General features: G+C 35.6%; 18 protein-coding genes and 1 tRNA gene. 4 read left to right on the top strand and 15 right to left on the bottom strand.

Features of this window, described 5'->3' with window-relative positions; genetic code table 11:
- Positions 1 to 5: 5 nt before the first annotated feature.
- Together NOV28_RS02345 and NOV28_RS02340 are read left to right on the top strand one after the other, a co-directional pair.
- Positions 6 to 1,328, top strand: a complete 1,323-nt coding sequence (locus tag NOV28_RS02345) for a hypothetical protein (RefSeq protein WP_255927169.1) — start codon at positions 6 to 8, stop codon at positions 1,326 to 1,328.
- A gap of 38 nt (positions 1,329 to 1,366) precedes the next feature.
- Positions 1,367 to 1,609 (top strand): DUF8828 family protein, encoded by a 243-nt coding sequence (locus NOV28_RS02340; RefSeq protein WP_255927167.1) that lies wholly within the window; start codon positions 1,367 to 1,369, stop codon positions 1,607 to 1,609.
- Between the two features lie 58 nt (positions 1,610 to 1,667).
- Here NOV28_RS02340 and NOV28_RS02335 read toward each other — a convergent pair whose 3' ends face one another.
- The 5 genes from NOV28_RS02335 to NOV28_RS02315 all read right to left on the bottom strand — a co-directional run bounded on the left by NOV28_RS02335 (position 1,668) and on the right by NOV28_RS02315 (position 8,693).
- Entirely contained in the window at positions 1,668 to 2,066 is a 399-nt protein-coding gene (locus NOV28_RS02335; RefSeq protein WP_255927165.1) for an META domain-containing protein, read from the bottom strand.
- Between the two features lie 193 nt (positions 2,067 to 2,259).
- Complete coding sequence (pheT, locus tag NOV28_RS02330) at positions 2,260 to 4,662, bottom strand: phenylalanine--tRNA ligase subunit beta (RefSeq protein ID WP_255927163.1); 2,403 nt, start codon at positions 4,660 to 4,662, stop codon at positions 2,260 to 2,262.
- Between the two features lie 176 nt (positions 4,663 to 4,838).
- Positions 4,839 to 5,969, bottom strand: coding sequence for a DNA polymerase III subunit beta (gene dnaN / locus NOV28_RS02325; protein WP_255927161.1), 1,131 nt, complete (start codon positions 5,967 to 5,969; stop codon positions 4,839 to 4,841).
- 169 nt (positions 5,970 to 6,138) lie between these two features.
- Positions 6,139 to 6,852 (bottom strand): DUF2490 domain-containing protein, encoded by a 714-nt coding sequence (locus NOV28_RS02320; protein ID WP_255927159.1) that lies wholly within the window; start codon positions 6,850 to 6,852, stop codon positions 6,139 to 6,141.
- 32 nt (positions 6,853 to 6,884) lie between these two features.
- Positions 6,885 to 8,693, bottom strand: a complete 1,809-nt coding sequence (locus NOV28_RS02315) for a TonB-dependent receptor plug domain-containing protein (protein ID WP_255927157.1) — start codon at positions 8,691 to 8,693, stop codon at positions 6,885 to 6,887.
- Positions 8,694 to 9,080: 387 nt separating this feature from the next.
- Between NOV28_RS02315 and uvrA the strand changes: the two genes are divergently transcribed.
- Entirely contained in the window at positions 9,081 to 11,867 is a 2,787-nt protein-coding gene (gene uvrA / locus NOV28_RS02310) for an excinuclease ABC subunit UvrA (protein ID WP_255927155.1), read from the top strand.
- A gap of 300 nt (positions 11,868 to 12,167) precedes the next feature.
- On the opposite strand, the gene NOV28_RS02305 is transcribed toward uvrA, so the two are convergent.
- Both NOV28_RS02305 and NOV28_RS02300 read right to left on the bottom strand, forming a co-directional pair.
- Positions 12,168 to 12,239: transfer RNA gene (locus NOV28_RS02305), tRNA-Arg, on the bottom strand.
- A 114-nt stretch (positions 12,240 to 12,353) separates the two neighbouring features.
- Positions 12,354 to 13,373 (bottom strand): M28 family metallopeptidase, encoded by a 1,020-nt coding sequence (locus tag NOV28_RS02300; RefSeq protein ID WP_255927153.1) that lies wholly within the window; start codon positions 13,371 to 13,373, stop codon positions 12,354 to 12,356.
- A gap of 62 nt (positions 13,374 to 13,435) precedes the next feature.
- On the opposite strand from NOV28_RS02300, the gene NOV28_RS02295 reads away from it, so the two are divergent.
- Positions 13,436 to 14,572, top strand: coding sequence for a methionine aminotransferase (locus NOV28_RS02295; RefSeq protein ID WP_255927151.1), 1,137 nt, complete (start codon positions 13,436 to 13,438; stop codon positions 14,570 to 14,572).
- A gap of 88 nt (positions 14,573 to 14,660) precedes the next feature.
- Here NOV28_RS02295 and hisIE read toward each other — a convergent pair whose 3' ends face one another.
- The 8 genes from hisIE to hisG are packed head-to-tail and all read right to left on the bottom strand — an operon-like array spanning position 14,661 to position 21,559.
- The gene (gene hisIE, locus NOV28_RS02290; RefSeq protein WP_255927149.1) at positions 14,661 to 15,248 is read right to left on the bottom strand and encodes a bifunctional phosphoribosyl-AMP cyclohydrolase/phosphoribosyl-ATP diphosphatase HisIE; all 588 of its coding nucleotides are present in this window, start codon (positions 15,246 to 15,248) and stop codon (positions 14,661 to 14,663) included.
- On the bottom strand, positions 15,245 to 16,000 hold the full coding sequence (gene hisF / locus NOV28_RS02285) for an imidazole glycerol phosphate synthase subunit HisF (RefSeq protein WP_255927147.1): 756 nt from the start codon (positions 15,998 to 16,000) through the stop codon (positions 15,245 to 15,247). Before hisF ends, hisIE begins: the two co-directional genes overlap by 4 nt.
- Complete coding sequence (gene hisA, locus NOV28_RS02280) at positions 15,994 to 16,707, bottom strand: 1-(5-phosphoribosyl)-5-[(5-phosphoribosylamino)methylideneamino]imidazole-4-carboxamide isomerase (protein ID WP_255927145.1); 714 nt, start codon at positions 16,705 to 16,707, stop codon at positions 15,994 to 15,996. Before hisA ends, hisF begins: the two co-directional genes overlap by 7 nt.
- Positions 16,704 to 17,282 (bottom strand): imidazole glycerol phosphate synthase subunit HisH, encoded by a 579-nt coding sequence (gene hisH / locus NOV28_RS02275; RefSeq protein ID WP_255927143.1) that lies wholly within the window; start codon positions 17,280 to 17,282, stop codon positions 16,704 to 16,706. Before hisH ends, hisA begins: the two co-directional genes overlap by 4 nt.
- Positions 17,279 to 18,370, bottom strand: coding sequence for a bifunctional histidinol-phosphatase/imidazoleglycerol-phosphate dehydratase HisB (hisB, locus tag NOV28_RS02270; protein ID WP_255927141.1), 1,092 nt, complete (start codon positions 18,368 to 18,370; stop codon positions 17,279 to 17,281). Before hisB ends, hisH begins: the two co-directional genes overlap by 4 nt.
- Positions 18,363 to 19,400, bottom strand: coding sequence for a histidinol-phosphate transaminase (hisC, locus tag NOV28_RS02265; protein ID WP_255927139.1), 1,038 nt, complete (start codon positions 19,398 to 19,400; stop codon positions 18,363 to 18,365). The genes hisB and hisC overlap by 8 nt, the downstream gene beginning before the upstream one ends.
- Positions 19,390 to 20,682: a histidinol dehydrogenase gene (hisD, locus tag NOV28_RS02260; RefSeq protein WP_255927137.1), complete on the bottom strand. Its 1,293-nt coding sequence runs from the start codon at positions 20,680 to 20,682 to the stop codon at positions 19,390 to 19,392. The genes hisC and hisD overlap by 11 nt, the downstream gene beginning before the upstream one ends.
- A 19-nt stretch (positions 20,683 to 20,701) precedes the next feature.
- Entirely contained in the window at positions 20,702 to 21,559 is an 858-nt protein-coding gene (gene hisG, locus NOV28_RS02255; RefSeq protein ID WP_255927134.1) for an ATP phosphoribosyltransferase, read from the bottom strand.
- Between the last annotated feature and the right edge of the window lie 97 nt (positions 21,560 to 21,656).

Here is a 21,656-nt window from a genome sequence, read left to right as displayed (position 1 = left end):
TTTTTATGCGAAATAGAACTCAAGAAAAATTATTGAAAATTTCCATCTTCATCCTAACTTTGGTGATGATTGTTCTGCGGTTTTTGCTCAATGAAAAAGGAAGAACAAATCCCGATTCCATCAGGTTTATGCGGACTTCGAAACTGTTTCCAGAAATTGATAACACGACTACTCCACTCGGATATCCATTGAGTTTGAAATTTTTCACTTTCTTTGGTTTTGATGAATTTTGGGCAAGCAAATTGATCGGAATTCTCGCTTATCTTTTCATCATAATTTTCGCTTGGAAAAAGAAATTCTACTTCAAAGAAACCCTACTTTTGGGTGGAATTTTCAGCTTTGTTTCGATATTTTCTTACACGATGAGCGAATCGCTGATTTTGCCTTTTATGTTCCTTTTTCTTTATGTTTCAAGGCAAATTATCATTGGTGAATTCAAGGGTTTTAAGGCATTTTTATATTTGAGTTTGTCGCTTTTGGCGCTGTACAACATTCGTTATCCCGCACTTTTTATTATTGGTGGCGTTTTTCTTTTTGGAATTTTAAATTACCGAAAATCTCACGGAAAGTCCTTTATTTACTCGTCTTTCGTAGGTTTTGCCTATATCGTTTTGTATAAATTTCTTTTCATTGATTATTTTAATGACGATTACATCGATGAATTTTTAGAAATCGGGCTTCATCCGACGTCAAAATTGTTGATAGAATTGGTTCAAGGAATGGCAACGACTTTCAATCCGTTCATTCATATTGCGAATCCGGCGGGTGGAATCATCAATTTTGGGATTTACGGAATTGGCTTGTTGAATATTCTTTTGATGTGTTTTATTTTCATTAAAAATAAACTTTCAGAAACGGAGCGATTTTTCGTTTTCGTGGGAAGTATTGGAATCATTTGTTCGTTTTTTATCCAATATTTTTATTCGGTAAATCCGATTGATTATCGTTTGATGGCGCCGTTTTCGTTCCCGATTTGGCTGGTTTATTTCAAAAAAATGTATCAAATTTTCGGCAAACTGACTTATGGAATTACGATTTTAAGTTTGATGACCGGTTTTGTTTTCACTTGGCTTTCCCGAGGAAATTACCTTGAAAACCGACGAGAAATCACTAAATTCCTGAATTCTGAAAAATTAGAAGAAGGTCGCGTTTATTTCTTCATGGAAGATGATAAAATGCTCGATAAAATGCAAATTGCAGAATTAATAAGTACTGTGAACCCAAATGTGAAGGTAACTTTCAACCCAAAAGACACGATTCGACGCAATACGTTGACAAAATTCAAAGTTTTAAGAAAAATTAAAATCGACGAGAATAAATATCAATAATATTTTTTATCTTTGGAGAAGTTTAAACATTAGAAAAAATGAAATTACCAAAATTTTTATTAGCCGACAATTCAGATTTTCCTGAAGATTTATTTGTTGTTCACACGGAATATCCTAGATTTATCCTAAACGTAGAAGAAGAGGAAGTTGAATGGTTGGATGATTTGGAAGGTGATGACGAGGAAACAATGGCCGATGAAGCCACTAAAGTGGTAGAAGCTGCCTTCAAATGGTGCGATGACGAACTCGCAAAATATGACGAAGAAGACGACGACGAATAATAAAACAAAAAAAGGAGCTCAATCGAGTTCCTTTTTTTTGGTCTTTATTTTATGAAATCTATTGTTTATTGAATTTCAAAAGCAGCAGATTTCCTTTATACAATTCTAATGTATTTCCGCTTACCACATATTTATTGGCTTCGCTCAACATGCTGAAAAAGTTAGATTCCACCGACATATCTGCACAAGCCATTTTGGTTGAACCAATATTTTTTGCCGAAAAATTACCCGCTGTAGCATCCAGAAGAACTTCACCGAAATAACTGTTGCAACCTCCGTTTCCAGTAATTTTATTTGTTTCTATATTCAATGTTGGCGTTTTTCCTTTCACTTGATCCGCCAAAACCCATTTAGTTCCCGCGATATTTGCTTGCGAACCTCCAACTTTAGTGCTTGAAAGCGAAGAACAAGATGCCAAAGCAACGGTCGCAAATATTGATAAAAAAATGTTTTTCATAATCGATTCTTTTTATAGATTTAATTTTTTGCCAGAGATAATTTCTGCCTATTTCTTATAAAAATAATTTGGCCGATGAAGATTTTATATCGGTTTATTCGCTCAAATTTAAGTAATATTATTTATTATGTCATTATAAAACAAAAAAAAACATCCTATTTTCAGGATGTTTTCTATATAATATAATTGAATTTTAAGATCTTAGTTCAGCCGAAAATTCTTTCTGGAAAGTCTTTATCAAAGAATTCATCACTTCACTGATTTCTTTTTCTTCCAAAGTTTTTTCTTCATTTAAAAGTTCAAAACTCATTGCATAAGATTTCTTACCTTCCGGAAGATTTTTACCTTCGTAAACATCAAAAAGATTGATGTTTTTTAAATATTTCGAAGGATTTTTCTTCGCAGCTTGGTATAATTCGGAATAACTTACATTTTTGTCAATCAGCAATGCAAGATCTCTTCTGATTTTGTTGAATTTCGGAATATCAACAAACTTCAAATTACCATTTTCGCGAAGTTTTTGGCAAGTTTCGATTTCAATTTCTGCATAGAAACATTCTTGATCAATATCTGCATCTTTCAAAAATTCCGGAGAAACTTTTCCCAATCTCGCGATCACTTCACCTTTAGAAATCAATTGCAACGCATCGGAAAAACGCTCATCTTCCAACGCTTTTTCTTCAATATTTAAGTTCAATTTATCCAAAAGAACTTTAACGTAAGATTTTAAATAATAAAAATCCGTTACTGATTTCTGTTGAAGCCAATTTTCGGCAACATTTCTTCCAGAAACCAAAATGGCAAGCTGTTTTCGTTCTGTGTATTTTTCTTTTTTGTGATAAATTTTTCCGAGTTCGAAGAATTTAATATCCTGATTTTTTCTTTTAATATTATAATCCGCATTCTCCAAAAGTCCCTCCAATAGAGATTTTCTCATAAATGCTAAATCGCCACTCAATGGATTGAGCAATTTCACCGCATCGGTTTCATCTTTCACTGAAGTCAGGGAGTTATTCATCACCTCGTTGAAGCCATTGCTTTGTAAAGTTCTTGCCCAAGAATTTTCAAGAGCATCTTGGTCATCAAAACTCAATTTCACCGGTGTAAAAGAGATTTTCTGTGGCGCATCAATCTTGTTATAACCATAAATTCTAAGGATTTCTTCAATCACATCGATTTCTCTGGTGACATCTGCGCGATAAGGAGGAACGGAAATTTCTAAACCATTTTGGATTTCATTAAGAACTTCTATTTCAAGTGATTTCAGAATTTCTTTAATCTTTTCTTTATGAATTTTGGTTCCTAAAATTTGCTCAACTTTAGAAAATCTCAAAATAATATAGTTGTTTTCAATTTTTTGAGGGAAATGTTCCAACAACTCTCCTTTCAATTCTCCGCCGGCAATTTCCTGAATCATTGAAATCGCGTGACTGATAGCAATATTCGTATTATTCGGATCTACTCCACGTTCGAAACGGAAGGAAGCATCGGTATTTAAGCCATGATATTTCGCTCCTTTTCGCACCGCAACTGGGTTAAAATATGCACTTTCGAGGAAGATGGTTTTTGTATTTTCTGAAACTCCGGAATTCAATCCACCGAAAACTCCTGCGATACACATCGGCTCGTTGTTTCCGTCTTTAATCATGATTTCAGTTCCGTTCAATGTTCTTTCAACACCATCTAAAGTTGTAAATTTCGTTCCTTCAGCATTAACTCCAACTTTTACTTTTTTTCCGGCAATTTTATCGGCATCAAAAGCATGAAGAGGTTGCCCAAATCCATGTAAAATATAGTTGGTAATATCTACAATATTATTAATCGGACTCAACCCGATGGCTTTTAATCTTTGTTTCAACCAATCTGGAGAATCGGCTACTTGGACGTTCTCAATTACCGCTCCGATGTATCTTGGCGCCAATTCAGTATCCTCAACTTCCAATTGGAAATCGTTTGTCCCTTCAACATTTAAAGCTTTAGAAGATACTTTTTCAAACTGCGATTTCATTTGGTTTGAAACCAAAAATGCGTTCAAATCTCTCGCAACTCCATAATGCGACATTGCATCAGTTCGGTTCGGCGTCAATCCAATTTCGTAAACTTCATCCGTTGCAAGCTCAAAATAATCTGCGAAATTTTTCCCGATTTCAAATTTGTTTTCATCCAAAATCATTATTCCGCCGTGATCATCGCTCAATCCCAATTCGTCTTCCGCGCAAATCATTCCTTGCGAAACTTCGCCACGAATTTTAGCTTCTTTGATGGCAAATGAACTTCCATCTTTAGCATATATTTTTGTTCCGATTACAGCAACTGGAACGGTTTGTCCTGCTGCGACGTTCGGTGCCCCACAAACGATATTCAATATCTTACCGTTACCTACTTCTACAGTGGTTTTCTTTAATTTATCAGCATTCGGGTGTTGTTCGCAAGTCAAAACTTTTCCTACGACAATTCCTTCCAGGCTTCCTTTTATCGCTTCATATTTTTCGATTCCTTCTACTTCCAAACCAATATCGGTGAGATATTCTCCTATTTTATCAGATTTTAGTTCGGTTTTGATGTAATCTTTAAGCCAGTTGTTTGAGATTTTCATTTGATTTTCCTGTTTATTTTGAGGATCAATGGACCTTTCGGTTTTTTTGAAAGTTAGGGTAATGACTTTACACCGTCATACACCGATAAGTTTGCAAATATCGTGATTTTGGAGTTTAAAAAAAAATTGAGATCTGAAAAATTTCAAATCTCAATTTATTATTTTTTTAACTTAAATTACATTCCGATTACCGGCATCGAAAGCATCAAAATGTTTTCTTCTGCTTCTAAACCATCGACAGGTTCTATAATTCCCGGTCTGTTCGGTTGCGACATTTTCATCGTGATATCATCAGAACTCAATACAGAAAGCATTTCCGTAAGGAATTTGGAACTGAATCCAATGTTGATATCTTCCCCGTTATAATCGCAAGGAATTTGCATATCTGCTTTATTTGCATATTCTGTATCTTCTGCATGAAGGTGAAGAATGTTTCCTGACAACTTAAATCTCACTTGGTTCGTAGATTTATTGGACATGATGGAAGCTCTTCTGATAGAACTCAAAAGCAAATTTCTGTTGATCGTCAAAACATTCGGGTTTTCTTTTGGAATTACCGCAGAATAATTCGGATATTTCCCATCGATCAATCTACAAATCCAGATATTGTTTCCAAAAGTGAATTTGGCCATATTCTCATTAAATTCAATGATCACTTCTTCATTAGAATTCGCTAGAATATTTTTAAAAATCGCCAAAGGTTTTTTCGGCATGATGAATTCAATCGGTTCAGCGTTGATCAAATCAGTTCTTTTATAAACGACCAATCGGTGAGAATCTGTTGAAACGAAATTGGTTTCGTCTTCTTTAAATTGAAACAAAACTCCGGTCATCACAGGTCTTAGCGAATCATTACTTGTTGCAAAAAGCGTGTTGGTAAGCGCTTCGCTTAATACACCAGCTGAAATTCTCACACTTTGTGATGCATCAAATTCTGGTAATTCTGGGTAATCTTCTGCATTATCCAATGCCACTGCGAAGTTGTCTTTTTCGTCTAAAATTTCGAGTAAACTTCCGTTTCCGTCTTCAGAATCTTTAACAGATAATGTCAAAGGCTGTTCGCCATAAGTTTTTACAAAATCTTGAAAAATCTTTGCAGGAACGGCAAATTTTCCGGTCTCGTCAGATTTCACTTCCAGAGTCGTCACCAAAGTGGTTTCGCCATCGGAAGCGGTAATTTTCAAATTATTTCCATCAACTTCGAACAGGTAATTTTCTAAAATTGGTCTTGACTGAGAACTTGAAATCACTCCACTCACCGTGTTTAATGCTTTCTGTAACTCTCCGCTTGCAACAATAAATTTCATTTGTTATGTTATTTTATCGGTAAAATGGAACTGCAATTAGGCAAAATCTTCTTTTAATCCTTTACAGTTACATCAATTTTTTATTATTTTGACAAATATAAGAATTTGGAGCAAAAAAAGTAGCAAACTTTTTCATTAAAAAAACCAAATTCAGCAAAAGTTATCAACATTAATCGGCACCCGGAAAATGATAAGATTTATCGTCGGAATCATCAATAGTGATATTCAGAGCAAGATACAGAAAATGCAAATTCCGATTGCCCGACTTCGCAAATTCTCTTTGCCAAAGATAGCCAGATGCAATACCAAAATTTTCATCAATTTGATAACCCAAACCTCCAAAAACACGGTTTCTGGCAAACAGCGGCTTCTCGGTTGCTACGAAAAACACTTCGTCGTAAGCATTTGCAAATAAAGTCCCCGGCTTTACCGATTCGGCATTGAGCGGAACGGAAAAGTTCATTCTGTAACGAAAACGGATTCGATCGGAATGTTGATCTTTGTTTGGTTCATAAAACCAACTTTTTTCGGCTCTTAAACGATTTTCAAATTTGAATTTATTAACTTTTAAATCGATCACATCTTGCAACCAAACTCGGAATTCTTCCTTATCCATTGCATGATTTTTGTAATTTCCATAGCGTCCGATTCCGATAAATGGTTTATGATTTGGCGTTAAATTATATCCCAATCCACCTTTTATTTCGTAATAATCCGGGTAAGAATAATCTTCAATTCCGCGCAATTGCCCTTCACCATAAATGAAAAACTTTGGATGAATTTTATAAGTAATCGTCAACGAACTGAAACTGGACAAATGCTCCTGACCGAAAATCGAAGAATGAATTCCTAAAAAGAGCAACAATAAAAATATTTTTTTCATCTGATTAAAAGTGCAAAATTAAACAAAACTTATTAAAAACCAGTTTTGAAGCTCACTCCGACATGAAACCAACGACCAGGCATCGGAACACCGAATGTCTCGGTATAATCAGCATTTAAAATATTATTGATCATTACATAAACATTGTAATTCTTGGTATTGTAACTCAATTTTTCGTCGAGAATTTGATAACTTCCTGTAGAAACTCTTTCATTGTAACGATAAATCAATTGATTCGTCAATTTCTTCAAGAAAAAAACTTCGAGTTTAGCTACGAATTGATGTTTCAGGTTTTCCATTACATATCGCGACATCAATACTTCCGGTTGCTGATAGTTACTTTCTAAAAAAGTATAGCCCACAGAATACGATTTCAGGAATGAATTAAAATGTTGTCCAAACTCTACTTCTACTCCTTTTGTATTAATTTTTCCGATGTTTTCAGCTCGCCAAATATCAGTTGCATTTTGTTTCGACCAATCGATTGAATTATCCGAATTTCTTAAAAAACCACTGATTTTACCAAGAAAATTTTGCTTTTGAAATCGGTAACCAACTTCTGCTGAAACTGCATTTTCTGGTTTCAAATCTGGATTTCCAGCTTCGGTTTTACTCACATAATACAAATCGGTAAACGTCGGAATTCTGTTCACTTTTGCGATGTTTCCGTAGATTTTATGATTTTCATTAAAATCAAATCCCACGTCCAAACCTGGATAAAAGAAATTGCCTTCTTTATCATAATTGGCCCACGAAATTCCGGGAGAAACATTCAATGCATTTTGAAAAAAAGAAAAATGATGTTCAAAAAATACTTGTGACACAAATCTTTCACGATGTCCTAAATTATTACTGGCAAGGAATTCTTTGCGAAATTCCACTCCCAAACCGGTTATTCCCAAATCGGATCGGTAGCTTCCGTTCACTTCGGCACCCACATTATTCCCGATATGCATATTTCGGTAAATTTCAGGTTTATCGCGAATATATTCGTACATATCTTGTCCTCTTCGCCAATAAATCGAAGAATTCAACCCCCATTTTTCATAATTTTTATCAATTCCTAAACTCACAATTGAAGCTTGAGTTTCTTCGTATTGATCTTTCGCGGAAGGAGTCGCATAAAAACCGTTCGCACCAAATTTCTTCTCTTGAATTCCCGCTTGAAAATTCACATTCCCATTCTCGATTTTATATCGATTTTGGTAAAAAATATTGTTGATTTTATAATCGGTATTATAGCGATAACCATCTGAATTATTGGAATTTACCTGAATAAAATTCGACGAACGCTCATTTCCAAAATTGGCTCCAACTCCCAAAGAATACGTTTTGAAATCTCCGCCACTCGCCGTGAAAACAATGTTTTCATCGGAAGATGGTTTGGTAACGATATTGATAACTCCCGCATAAGCATTTTGCCCGAATCGTCGTGCAGCAGGACCTTTTACGATTTCTATTTTTTCAACTGAAGCCAAATCAAAAGGAATATTCATCGAATTATGACCGGTTTGCGAATCATTAATTCTAATTCCGTTTACTAAAATTAAAACCTGCTCGAAACTACTTCCACGCAACGAAATATCGGCTTGAACAGCATTTCCACCTCTTCTTCGGATATCCATTCCTGTGAATTGTGCCAAAACTTCTTCGATGCTTTTCGCCGGAGAATTTTCTAATTCTTTTTTTGAAATTACAGTGATGTTTTCATTCACTTTTCTCAGTGGAAGATTTAGAAATTTACCTTGTACCATCACTTCGTTGATTTCACTTTCCTTTTCTTGGGCGAAAACAGTTCCTATTATTCCTAAAAAAAGGACAGAACAGATGATTCTTTTCATTTATATTAGATTTATATTCTTTTTATTAAATTTTTGATAATTTATTTCCAATTGAAATTATCAAAAGTAATTTTATTTTTTCTAAAAAAATAGTCACAAATATAAATACTAATTTCCAGGCACAAAAGGCTTTTCTTTAATAAACGAATCGTTTAAACATAAAAAAATACAGCTCAAAGAACTGTATTTTACAAATAACTGAAAATCAAAATTTTCATCGTTTTCTCATCAAATGTGTAATCAAATCATTTAATAATTTTCTCATGATCGTATTACTTATTTGTTGGTTCAAAAATAGAAAAAAAATTCTAACCACTTTAACAATCAAAAATAATTTAAAAATTTTTGTTCAAAAAAAGGTTAATTTTGTAGGTCTCAATTTTACCCATGACTACAAATCCTGAAATCGATATAAAGAAACAAATTTTCGTAAAAAACGCTCACCTCAACAACCTGAAACACATTGATGTTCTACTGCCGAAGAATAAATTGATCGTGATTACGGGCGTTTCCGGAAGCGGAAAATCTTCGCTTGCTTTCGACACTATTTATGCCGAAGGACAGCGTAGATATGTGGAAAGTTTAAGTTCTTATGCTCGACAATTTCTCGGAAAATTAGAAAAACCAAAAGTGGACGACATCAAAGGTTTGGCGCCTTCGATTGCGATTCAGCAGAAAGTTATTTCTTCGAATCCGCGTTCTACCGTTGGAACTTCAACTGAAATTTATGATTATTTAAAATTGCTTTTTGCAAGAATTGGACGTACTTTTTCACCAATTTCCGGGCAAGAAGTGAAAAAGGATTCGGTTTCTGATGTAATTGATTTCATTAAAAAAAATGAAAACCAAACCTTCCTTCTAAGAAATCCTTTAAATTTCGACATTTCCAAATTCAATGAACAAATGAAAACCCTGAAATTATCAGGTTTTACAAGAATTGAAGTCAACGGAAATGTTGCAGGAATTGAAGACCTTGAGAGTTTCGGGTTTGTTCCTGAAAAAGATATGGAAATTCAGCTCGTGATCGATCGTTTCCGTTATGAAGACGACGAAAATTTCTTGCAAAGACTCGCCGATTCTATTCAAATGGCGTTTTATGAAGGTCAAGGATATTGCTCATTGAAAAATATCGAAACAGGAAAAATCACCGAATTTTCGAATAAATTTGAGCTGGATGGAATGGATTTCATGGAGCCAAATGTTCATTTTTTCAGTTTTAATAATCCTTATGGCGCTTGTCCGGAATGCGAAGGTTATGGAAAAGTAATCGGAATTGATGAAGATTTGGTGATTCCAAACAAAAATCTTTCGGTTTATGAAGATGCTGTAGCAAGCTGGAAAGGTGATACAATGAGCGAATGGAAAAAGGAATTCATCAAAAAAGCGGGAACAGAATTTCCGATTCATAAACCTTATCACCAACTTAGCAAGGAACAAAAAAACTTCCTTTGGAAAGGCGACAACAGCAAAGGTTTCCCTTCGATTACCAATTTTTTTAAAATGGTGGAGGAAAATCTTTACAAAATTCAATATCGAGTGATGCTTTCTCGATTTCGTGGAAAAACCGTTTGTCCGACTTGTGAAGGCTTGAGATTGCGCCAGGAAACACAATACGTGAAAATTGATGGCCACAATATTCAGGATATGATTGAGCTACCTCTGGATGAATTATTGCCATTAATAAATTCTCTAAAACTCAATAAACACGACGCAGAAATCGCCAAAAGATTGTTGTATGAAATCACTACCCGACTCGAGTTTTTAGATAAAGTTGGTTTAGGTTATCTCACACTCAATCGTACTTCCAATACGCTTTCCGGTGGAGAAAGTCAGCGAATTAACCTCGCGACATCTTTGGGAAGTTCGTTGGTTGGTTCCATTTATATTTTGGACGAACCTTCGATCGGTTTGCATTCACGCGATACCGAAAATTTAATTGAAGTCTTAAAAAACCTTCGCGATTTGGGAAATACCGTAATCGTGGTGGAACATGACGAAGATGTGATGAAAGCTGCCGATTACATCATCGATATCGGTCCGGAAGCCGGCTATCTCGGAGGTGAACTTGTTTTTGCAGGAGATTTTAAAGAATTGAAAAACTCAGATTCGCTGACTGCGCAATATTTAACAGGAAAATTAGAGATAAAAGTTCCTGAAAAGCGCAGAAAATCTAAAGAATTTATTCAAATAAAAGGTGCGAGACAAAACAATTTAAAAAACATCAATGTCGATATTCCTTTGGAAAGTTTGGTCGTAATTTCCGGAGTTTCCGGAAGTGGAAAATCAACTTTAATGAAAGAAATTCTCACGAACGATATTCAAATTCAATTGGGAATGGGCGGAAAAAAAGCCGATTATGATTCGGTGGAATTTCCTAAAAAACTCATCAAAAATATCGAACTGATTGACCAAAATCCAATCGGAAAATCTTCGCGATCGAATCCTGTAACTTATTTGAAAGCCTACGACGACATTCGCGATTTGTTTTCGAGACAGAAACTCGCCAAATTGCAAGGCTTGAAACCTAAACATTTTTCGTTCAACGTCGATGGCGGAAGATGCGATGAATGCAAAGGTGAAGGTGTAATCAATGTTTCGATGCAGTTTATGGCCGATATCGAATTGGAATGTGAAACTTGCCACGGAAGTCGTTTCAAAAACGAAATTCTCGATATTAAATTTGATGAAAAAAATATTTCCGATATTCTCCACATGACCGTCGATGAAGCATTGGAATTTTTCAAGGAAAATGAAGAACAAAAAATCGTAACCAAACTGAAACCACTTCAGGAAGTTGGTTTGGGTTATCTTCAGCTCGGGCAAAGTTCTTCAACACTTTCCGGAGGTGAAGCGCAAAGAGTGAAATTGGCTTCTTTCCTTGTGAAAGGCGTTTCCAACGATAAAACACTTTTCATTTTTGATGAACCTTCTACCGGATTGCATTTTCACGATATCAATAAATTGTTGACTTCCCTTCAAGCTTTAATCGAATTGGGACATTCGGTAATTGTGATCGAGCATCAACCTGATATCATCAAATCTGCAGATTACATCATCGACATCGGTCCGGAAGCTGGAAAACACGGCGGCGAAGTGGTTTTTGCAGGAACTCCTGAGGATTTAATTAAGGATAAAAAATCGCATACGGCGAAATATTTAAAAGAAAAATTGTGATCTAAAAGATGATTTAGAATTCATTTCCAGAACTTTATCCACAAATAAATGTGAGTAAAAAGTTATTTTTAACATTTAGTTTACATATCGTATTGAAAAATGTTTTAAATTTACTTTGAAAATAAGAGAGAGTGAAGACATTTTTCTATTTCAACATCCATAGAAATACCATTAAATTAATATAAAAATTTAAGAGAAGCATCGTCGGCTTCTCTTTTTTGTTGTTGTCTAACTAAAAAATGAGATGTTTTTATCTATTGAATCCGTTGCTAAACAGCGGATTCTCTTATTTCCCAAAAGTGACTCCACCAAGAATCGAACTTGGATCTAAAGTTTAGGAAACTTCTATTCTATCCGTTGAACTATGGAGCCGAAAACCAAATTTACAAAAACAAAAACTCCGTCGCAAAAGCAACGGAATTTTATTAAAAGACTTTTGTATCTCTTCAATAATGATGAAAATTATTGATGTTTTATACTTAAAAATTATTGTCCATTTTTCCCATCAACAACGATTCTATCTTTTCTGTTCGCCAATTCCCACGCCGTTGCGAAAACAAGTTGAGCACGTTTCTGAAGCGCAGAATAGTCAATTTTTTCAGGATCATCCGTTGGTTTGTGATAATCTTCATGAATTCCATCAAAGAAAAAAGCCACAGGAACGCCGTTTTTAGCAAAATTATAATGATCAGAACGATAATAAAGCCTTTGCGGATCTTTCGGATCGTCGTATTTATAATTGAGTTCCATTTTGGTCACTTTATTATTGGCTTCCACATTGATTTTCTTTAAATCGGAACTCAACATTTCCGAGCCAATCACATATACATAATCTTTTCCGCAATTGTCAGCATCGCATCTTCCGATCATATCGATATTAAGATCAGCAACTGTATTTGCGATCGGGAAAATTGGATTTTCAGCATAATATTTTGAACCCAACAAGCCATGTTCTTCTCCCGTTACATGCAGAAAAAGAATCGATCTTTTCGGCCCGTGACCAGCTTTTTTCGCTTGTTGAAAGGCTTTTGCAATTTGCATTACTGCAACTGTTCCACTTCCATCGTCATCAGCTCCGTTGTACACCACTCCATTTCTGGTTCCAACGTGGTCATAATGTGCAGAAATTACTATGATTTCTTCGGGTTTCTCACTTCCTTTTATGAAAGCTAGAATGTTTTCAGAATTTGGCAAACCTTTTCCTCTACCTGTATTCAAGCTTGCTGCGGGAATTTTTTGGTAATAAGAATTCATTTGGGCCGGATGCGAAACGCCCATTTCCTGATATTGTTTGATCATGTATTCGCCGGCTTTTTTCTGTCCCGGACTTCCGGTATCGCGACCTTCCATTTCGTCGGATGCAATCACATAAAGGTTTTTCTTTAAATCTTGTTGCGAAATAGCTTCCAAAGATTGTTTGAATACTTTACCGTCGTACGAATAGTTTACAGACGCACAACTACTAAGCATCACCACAGAAAATAGCGGTAGAAAAAGATTTTTCATAATTATTTTTTTGAAGTTTAAAAATAGTAATTAAATTTTAAAGTTTATTTTTAAATTTGATAATGGTTAAAAGAAAACATTCAGGCAAAGACCTTACAATATTCTCCGAAATGACGGCGCTCGCGCAACAAAACAACGCGGTAAATCTCTCGCAAGGTTTCCCCGATTACGAAATCGATGAGCGATTGAAAAAACTACTCGCCGAAGGAACCGAAAAAAACTTTAATCAATACGCTCCGATGAGCGGACTTCCAGCATTGGTTGATAATCTCATAACCTTCAACCAAACAAGGAAAATTCCAATTTCAGTATCCAAAGAAAATATCACCATTTCTCCTGGAGCGACTTATGGGATTTACACAGCGATTGCTGCGATTGTCAATTTTGGTGATGAAGTAATTGTTCTAGAGCCTTCATACGATTCCTATGTTCCAGCGATTGAAATGAATGGTGGTTTGCCTGTTTTTGTGAGTTTAAAAAATAATTTTGAAGTTGATTTTGATGCACTGAAAAATGCAATTTCCGAAAAAACCAAAGCAATAATTGTCAATTCGCCACATAATCCGTCCGGAAAAGTGTGGAAAAAATCCGATTGGGATCAACTCGCGTCGATTATAGATTCCACAGAAATCATCATAATTTCCGATGAAGTTTATGATATTCTCATCTATGATGATATCGAATTTCACAGCGCTTTCCATCATCCAAAACTTCGCGAAAGATGTTTCTGTATCTTTTCTTTCGGGAAAATGTTCCACATTACCGGCTGGAAAGTAGGTTACATTTTAGCTTCAGAAGAACTTTCTCTCGCCTATCGCCGTGTTCATCAATATTTAAGTTTCAGCGTGAATGCGCCTTCACAATATGCTTTAGCAAAATATCTTGAAATTTTTGATGCAAACGAAAACCGAAAAAACATGCAACAAAAAAGAGATTTTTTCCTCAATGAATTTAAAGATCTTCCATTTTCATTAAAAGAAAAAGCCGAAGCCGGATATTTTCAGGTTTTGGGTTATGAAAATATTTCTAAAGTTTCAGACAAAGAATTTGCAATTTGGCTAACTGAAAATGCAAAAGTTGCGACTATACCACTTTCGGCATTTTATCACGAGGAAACCAACACCGGAATGATCCGTTTTTGTTTTGCTAAAAAAGAAGAAACTATGCTTCGTGCCGCAACCAATCTTCGATATTTATGAGGATAAAAAAAATCGTCATTTTAAATGATTTAATCCACGGATTTCTAAATCCTTACCGATAGAATTTTTTTTAAACATTGTCAGAATCTTACTTTTCTCTTTTTCTCAAAACATCTTCAATTTCTTCCAAAGAAAATCCTTTTGCTTTAAGTAAAATTAAATAATGATATAACAAATCCGCAGCTTCATTTTTAAAGAGTTCTGCGTTATCATCTTTGGCTTCTATAACTAATTCCACAGCTTCTTCGCCAACTTTTTGCGCAACTTTGTTAATACCTTTTTGATAAAGTTGATTGGTGTAAGAATTTTCAATATTCTGATCAATTCTCTCATGTATGGTTTGCTCCAAACGATAAAGAAATCCTTTTTTTTGCTGGTTATCAAAGCATGAAATCGTTCCTTTGTGGCAAGTTGGTCCATCCGCTTTCACAGAAATTAGCAAAGTATCTTCATCACAATCCAAGAAGATTTCTTTTACCCAAAGGAAATTCCCGGAAGTTTCGCCTTTTGTCCAAAGTCGATTTTTGCTTCGGCTGAAAAAGGTAATTTTTTGCTCTTTTTGTGTTTTTTCAAATGCTTCTTCGTTCATATAACCCAACATCAATACTTGCATCGTCACCGCATCCTGAACAATTACCGGGAGCAATCCGTTGGTTTTATTAAAATTTGGTTTCATATTCTTACGGGGATTTTTTTTGTTTTTAAATAATTTTTAAGTTCAGGAATCGGAATTTGACCAAAATGAAAAACGCTTGCTGCCAAAGCTGCGGTAACATTGGTTTGAGAAAAAACTTCAGCAAAATGTTCCATCATTCCTGCTCCACCCGATGCAATCACCGGAATAGAAACCGCTTCAGAAACTGCTTTACAGATTTCTATAGCAAAACCGTTCTTTGTTCCGTCGTTATTCATCGAAGTTAATAGGATTTCTCCGGCTCCAAGTTCAGCACCTTTTCTAGCCCAATCGATGGCTTTAAAATCCGTGATTATCGTTCCGCCGCTTCGGAAAACTAGCCATTCTTCATTGACAAATTTCGTGTCAATTGCCAAAACCACACATTGATTTCCGAAAGTAAGTGCAATCTCGGAAATTAGTTCTGGACGAAGGATTGCAGCAGAATTAAGGCTGATTTTATCCGCGCCGGAATCGATGATCATTTTTGCATCTTCCAAAGTGTTGATGCCGCCACCAACAGTAAACGGAATATTGATTTCCGAAGCGATTCTGGTGACGAGATTGGTCAAAGTTTTCCGATTTTCGAGCGTTGCCGTAATGTCGAGAAAAACCAGTTCATCGGCTCCTTCATCCACATATCTTTTCGCCAATTCCACTGGATCACCTGCATCAGCAAGTTCTTTGAAATTGATTCCCTTCACGGTTCGCCCGTTTTTGATGTCTAAACAAGGGATAATTCTTTTCTTTAACATAATTTTGCCAATTCTTTTAATTCAATCGTTCCTTCATAAATTGCTTTTCCGATAATCGCACCACCGCAACCGATTTTTTCTAATTTTTTCACATCTTCAATGGTCGTAATTCCACCACTTGCAATCAGGTTGATTTCGGTTGTTTTTAAAATATCTTCATAAAGTTCAAACGCAGGTCCCGAAAGCATTCCATCTTTATCGATATCGGTTACGATTCCGTATTTTATCCCATTATTTTCGTAATTTTTAATGAAAGAAATCACGTCCAAATCACTGTTTTCGAGCCAACCATTGGTGGCAATCATTCTGTTTTTGCAATCGGCTCCCAAAATGATTTTCTCTGAACCATATTCAGTTATCCATTTCATCATTAAATCCGGATTTTGAGCGGCAATACTTCCTACGGTAATTTGCTTTGCACCAAATTCAAAAGCAGTTTTGATATCGTTTTCAGATTTAATTCCACCTCCGAAATCGATGTTTAATTTGGTTTTAGAAGCCAAAATTTCTAAGGTTTTATAATTGACAATTTGTTGAGATTTCGCTCCGTCCAAATCGACAAGATGCAGAAATTGAATCCCCGAATCCTCAAAGATTTGAGCCATTTCTAAAGGGTTTTCATTATATATTTTTTGGGTGGAATAATCGCCTTTCGTCAATCTCACACATTTTCCACCGATGATGTCGATAGCGGGAATAATTCTCATAAGCTTAAAAAGTTTTTTAAAATTCGTATTCCGGTTTCTGCTGATTTTTCCGGGTGAAATTGGGTCGCGTAGAAATTGTCTTTCTGTAAAGCCGCGCTGAAAGGCAAAATATAATCCGTTATAGCAACGGTTTCATCACAAATTTCTGCGTAAAAACTATGAACGAAATAGCAATTTTCTTCTGTATTAATTCCTTCAAAAAGTTTCCCTTTTAGAATTGTAAAATCATTCCAACCGGTGTGCGGAACGAGTTCTTGAGGAGGAAATTTCAAAACATTTGTTTTAAAAATTCCTAAAGTTTCAGTGGCTCCTTCTTCAGAAAATTCACAAAGCAATTGCATTCCGAGACAAATTCCTAAAACCGGCTGTGTAAGGGACTTTATGACTTCATCCAAACCTTTTTCTTTCAAATAATTCATAGCCGAACCCGCTTCGCCAACTCCGGGAATTATTACTTTTTCTGCTGATTTAATCACTTCAATATCATCGGTAATCATCGTTGGAAAACCGAGTCTTAGCACTGCATTTTCGACGGAAAGCGCGTTTCCTGCGTTGTATTTCAATATCGCGATCATAAAATTCCTTTGGTACTTGGGATGTTGTAATTTTCGGTTTTGGTCACTGCCATTTTTATTGCTTTTGCAAATGCTTTAAAAATCGATTCAATTTTGTGGTGCTCATTTTCACCTTCTGCTTTGATATTGAGATTGCATCTCGCCTGATCGGAAAACGATTTGAAAAAATGGAAAAACATCTCGGTTGGAACATCTCCAATTTTTTCTCTTTTAAATTCAGCATCCCAAACCAACCAAGGTCTTCCACCAAAATCGACCGCAACTTGAGCCAAACAATCGTCCATCGGAAGGAGAAAACCATAACGTGAAATGGCTTTTTTTTCACCAAGCGCTTGTAAAAACGCGTCACCCAAAGCGATTGCTGTATCTTCCATCGTGTGATGTTCATCAATTTCAAGGTCGCCATCGACTTGAATTTTCAAATCTAAATTCCCGTGTTTTGCAATTTGTTGCAACATGTGATCGAAAAATGGCAAACCGGTTTTAATTTCAGAATTTCCTTTTCCATCGAGGTTTAATTCAATGTTAATCGATGTTTCCAGAGTTTTTCTTTCTACTTTCCCGATTCTCGGAACGGATTTCAGAAAATCATAAATTTCATTCCAATCAATAGTCGAAAATGTTGCTTTGGAATCGCCTTTTTCATTAATGAAAATCGATTTTGTCCCTAAATTTTCTGCAAGTTGAAGGTCTGTTTTTCGATCGCCAATCACGAATGAATTTTCCAAGTCGTAATTGCCATAAATGTACTTTTGAAGCATTCCGACTCCGGGTTTTCTGGTCGGTTTATTTTCATATTCAAAGGAAGAATCAATCAAAATTTCGCTAAATTCAACACCTTCATTTTTCAAAGTATTGATGATGAAATTTTGCACCGGCCAGAAAGTTTCTTCCGGAAAAGAATCTGTTCCCAAACCGTCCTGATTGCTTACCATAACGAGTTCGTAGCTGAGTTCTTGGGCAATTTTTGAAAGTGAACTGATCACATTTGGGAGGAATTCCAGCTTTTCAAAAGCATCAATTTGAAAATCTTCAGGTTCGCGAATAATCGTTCCGTCGCGGTCGATAAATAAAACTTTTTTAGTCATTTTTTTGTTCTTTTAGGGCATTGAGTAACGCTTCATTTTCCTCGGGAGTTCCTACGGAAATTCTCATGCAATTTTTAATTACGGAATTTCGATTTCTGACGATAATTTTCTTCTGAATGAGTTTTTCATAGATTTCATCGGCATTTTCAACTTCCACGAGCAAGAAATTGGCATTAGATGGAAAGATTTTTTTAATGATTTTCAGCGCCGAGAGTTTTTCAATTAATTGCTGTTTTTCAATCAAAATATCTTTTACTTTTTGGTGAAATTTTTCTTCATTATTCAGAATTTCCAAAGCCGTTTTTTGGTTGATAACGCTGATGTTGTAAGGCGCTTTAACACGGTTGTAATATGAAAGAATTTCCTCATTCATCACACCGATTCCCAATCGAATTCCGGCCATCCCCCAAGCTTTACTTAAAGTTTGAATAATGATCAAATTGGGATATTTTGCAATTTTTTCGATGAAAGAAGGTTGCTCACAAAAATCAATATACGCTTCGTCGATAATCACAATTCCGTTGAAATTCTCGAGGATAAATTCGATATCTTCGATTTTCAACAAGTTTCCGGTAGGATTGTTGGGCGAACAAATAAAAATTAGTTTTAAAAATTCATCTAAAAAATACGGTTCCAAATCTTTTCTTTCAATTTGAAAATTGGTGTTTAAAGGAAGTTTAATAAGTTCAACATCATTAATATTGGCAGAAACTTCGTACATTCCGTAAGTTGGTACAAACGTCAAAGCCTTATCCAGTCTCGGTTCGCAGAAAATTCTAAAAGCTAAATCAATCACTTCATCGCTTCCGTTTCCGATGAAAATATTCTCTGGATTGGTATTTTTCAGTTCGGCAAGTTTCTGTTTCAATGCAGGTTGATACGGATCGGGATAGCGGTTGTAAATACCAAAAGGATTTTCATTGGCATCCAAAAAAATGCCTTCTTTCCCTGAATATTCGTCTCTCGCACTGGAATATGGCGCCAAATTGCGGATGTTTTTTCTTACGAGTTCTTCAATTTTACTTTTCATCTTGTAGTTTTTTAAGTCGAATGGAAACTGCATTTTTATGAGCCAAAAGTTGTTCAGCTTCCGCCATAATTTCGATGGTTTTTCCGATATTCTGAATTCCTTTTTTCGTGATTTTTTGGAAGGTAATTTTCTTCACAAAACTATCGAGCGAAACACCGCTATAGCTTTTTGCATAACCGTTTGTCGGCAAAGTGTGATTGGTTCCACTCGCGTAATCACCAGCACTTTCGCAGGAATAATTCCCAAGGAAAACCGAACCTGCATTTTTAATTTTTCCGGCAAATAGTTCCGCGTTATCAATCGCTAAAATCAAATGTTCAGGAGCATATAAATTGCTAAAATCAACGCATTCATTGATGGTATTCAACAATACAAAAAAGCTGTTTTCAAGGGCTTTTTCAGCAACGGAAGCTCTTGGTAAAAGTTGTAATTGATTATTTAAAGAAACTTTCACTTCCTCCATCAATTCAGCTGAATTTGAAAGCAAAACCACCTGACTGTCCGCTCCGTGTTCCGTCTGTGAAAGCAAATCTGCAGCGACAAAATCTGCATCAGCAGAAGAATCTGCAATCACCAAAACTTCGCTTGGTCCAGCCGGAAGATCAATCGCAATCCCGGTTTTCTGTACGAGTTCTTTTGCTTTAGTGACATATTGATTTCCAGGGCCAAAAATTTTGTCAACTTTAGGAACCGTTTCTGTACCGAAAGCCATCGCGCCAATCGCTTGTGCACCGCCAACTTTATAAATTTCCTCAATTCCAAGAAAGGTTGCTGTAAACAAAATCGCCGGATTAATTTTTCCGTTTTCGTCGGGAGGCGTACATAAAATTATTTTTTTACAACCTGCAATTTTCGCAGGAATTCCCAACATTAAAATCGTTGAAAACAAAGGTGCAGAACCACCCGGAATATACAATCCCACCTTTTCGATGGCCACACTTTTCCTCCAACATTCAACTCCGGAAATGGTTTCCACAATCGCTTCATTTATTTGTTGAGATTCGTGAAAAACCTTAATATTATTGACCGCTATGGCAATTGCATCTTTCAATTCAGTTGAAACTTCAGCACATGCAATTTCAATTTCACTAGATGAAACTTTGATATTTTCAACATTAACTTTATCGAATGCTAAAGTGAAGTTTTTCAACGCCGAATCACCTTCCAAACGAACTTTTTCAAGAACTGAAGCTACTTTTTCTTCCAAATCTTCTGCCGGAAAAGCTGGTCGTTTTGCGTATTTTTCCCAATCGGAATAAGGCGGATTGATAATGGTTTTCATTGTATTAAACTTAAACATATTAAAGAATCATTTTTTCAATTGGTACCACTAAAATTCCTTCTGCTCCGGCTTCTTTCAACTCATCGATGATTTCCCAAAATTTTTCTTCGCTGATGACGGAATGCAAACTGCTCCACCCTTCTTTTGCCAACGGAAGAATCGTTGGACTGTTCATTCCTGGTAATATTTGAATAATTTTTTCGAGTTGATTATTCTGCGTATTAAGCAAAATATATTTGTTTTCTTTAGCCTTTTGAACGGAACGAATTCGGAAAAGTAACTTGTTTAAAATTGACTGAATTTCTTCATCTAAATTTTGACTTGAAACCAAAACCGCCTGACTTTTAAGAACAATTTCAACCTCTTTTAATCCGTTAGAAAGCAAGGTAGAACCGCTGCTTACAATATCGCAAATTCCGTCTGCCAAACCGATTCCGGGTGCTATTTCCACACTTCCGGAAATCACTTCGATGGTTGCTTTAATTTGATTTTCATTGAAATAATTTTGCAAAATATTCGGATAAGAAGTCGCAACTTTTTTATCGTTGAAAAAAGAAATTCCTTCATAATCGGTTTCTTTCGGAACCGCCAAACTTAATCGACAACCTGAAAAATTGAGTTTTTCGACAATGTTAATTTGTTTCTGGCTTTCAAGAAATACATTTTCGCCGATAATGCCGATGTGTGCGACGTTTTGTTCTACATATTGCGGAATATCATCATCACGGAGAAACAAAATTTCTACAGGAAAATTACTGGATTCGGTGATCAGTTTTCCGCCACCATTTGGGAATTTCAGCCCACATTCTTCCAGAAGTGCAACAGATTTTTCATTGAGACGACCACTTTTTTGGATGGCGATTTTAAGCTTACTCATTGTTTTAATTTAAAAGAAAAGCATGAGTAAATCGAAGTTCTGGAAATGATAAAAAGAAAAATCCCACCTTGATTTACTCAGGCGGGATTAATAAATA

The sequence above is a fragment of the Kaistella montana genome, from assembly GCF_024436175.1.
GTDB classification, from domain to species: Bacteria; Bacteroidota; Bacteroidia; order Flavobacteriales; family Weeksellaceae; genus Kaistella; species Kaistella montana.
This window is presented reverse-complemented; position numbering and strand designations above follow the sequence as displayed.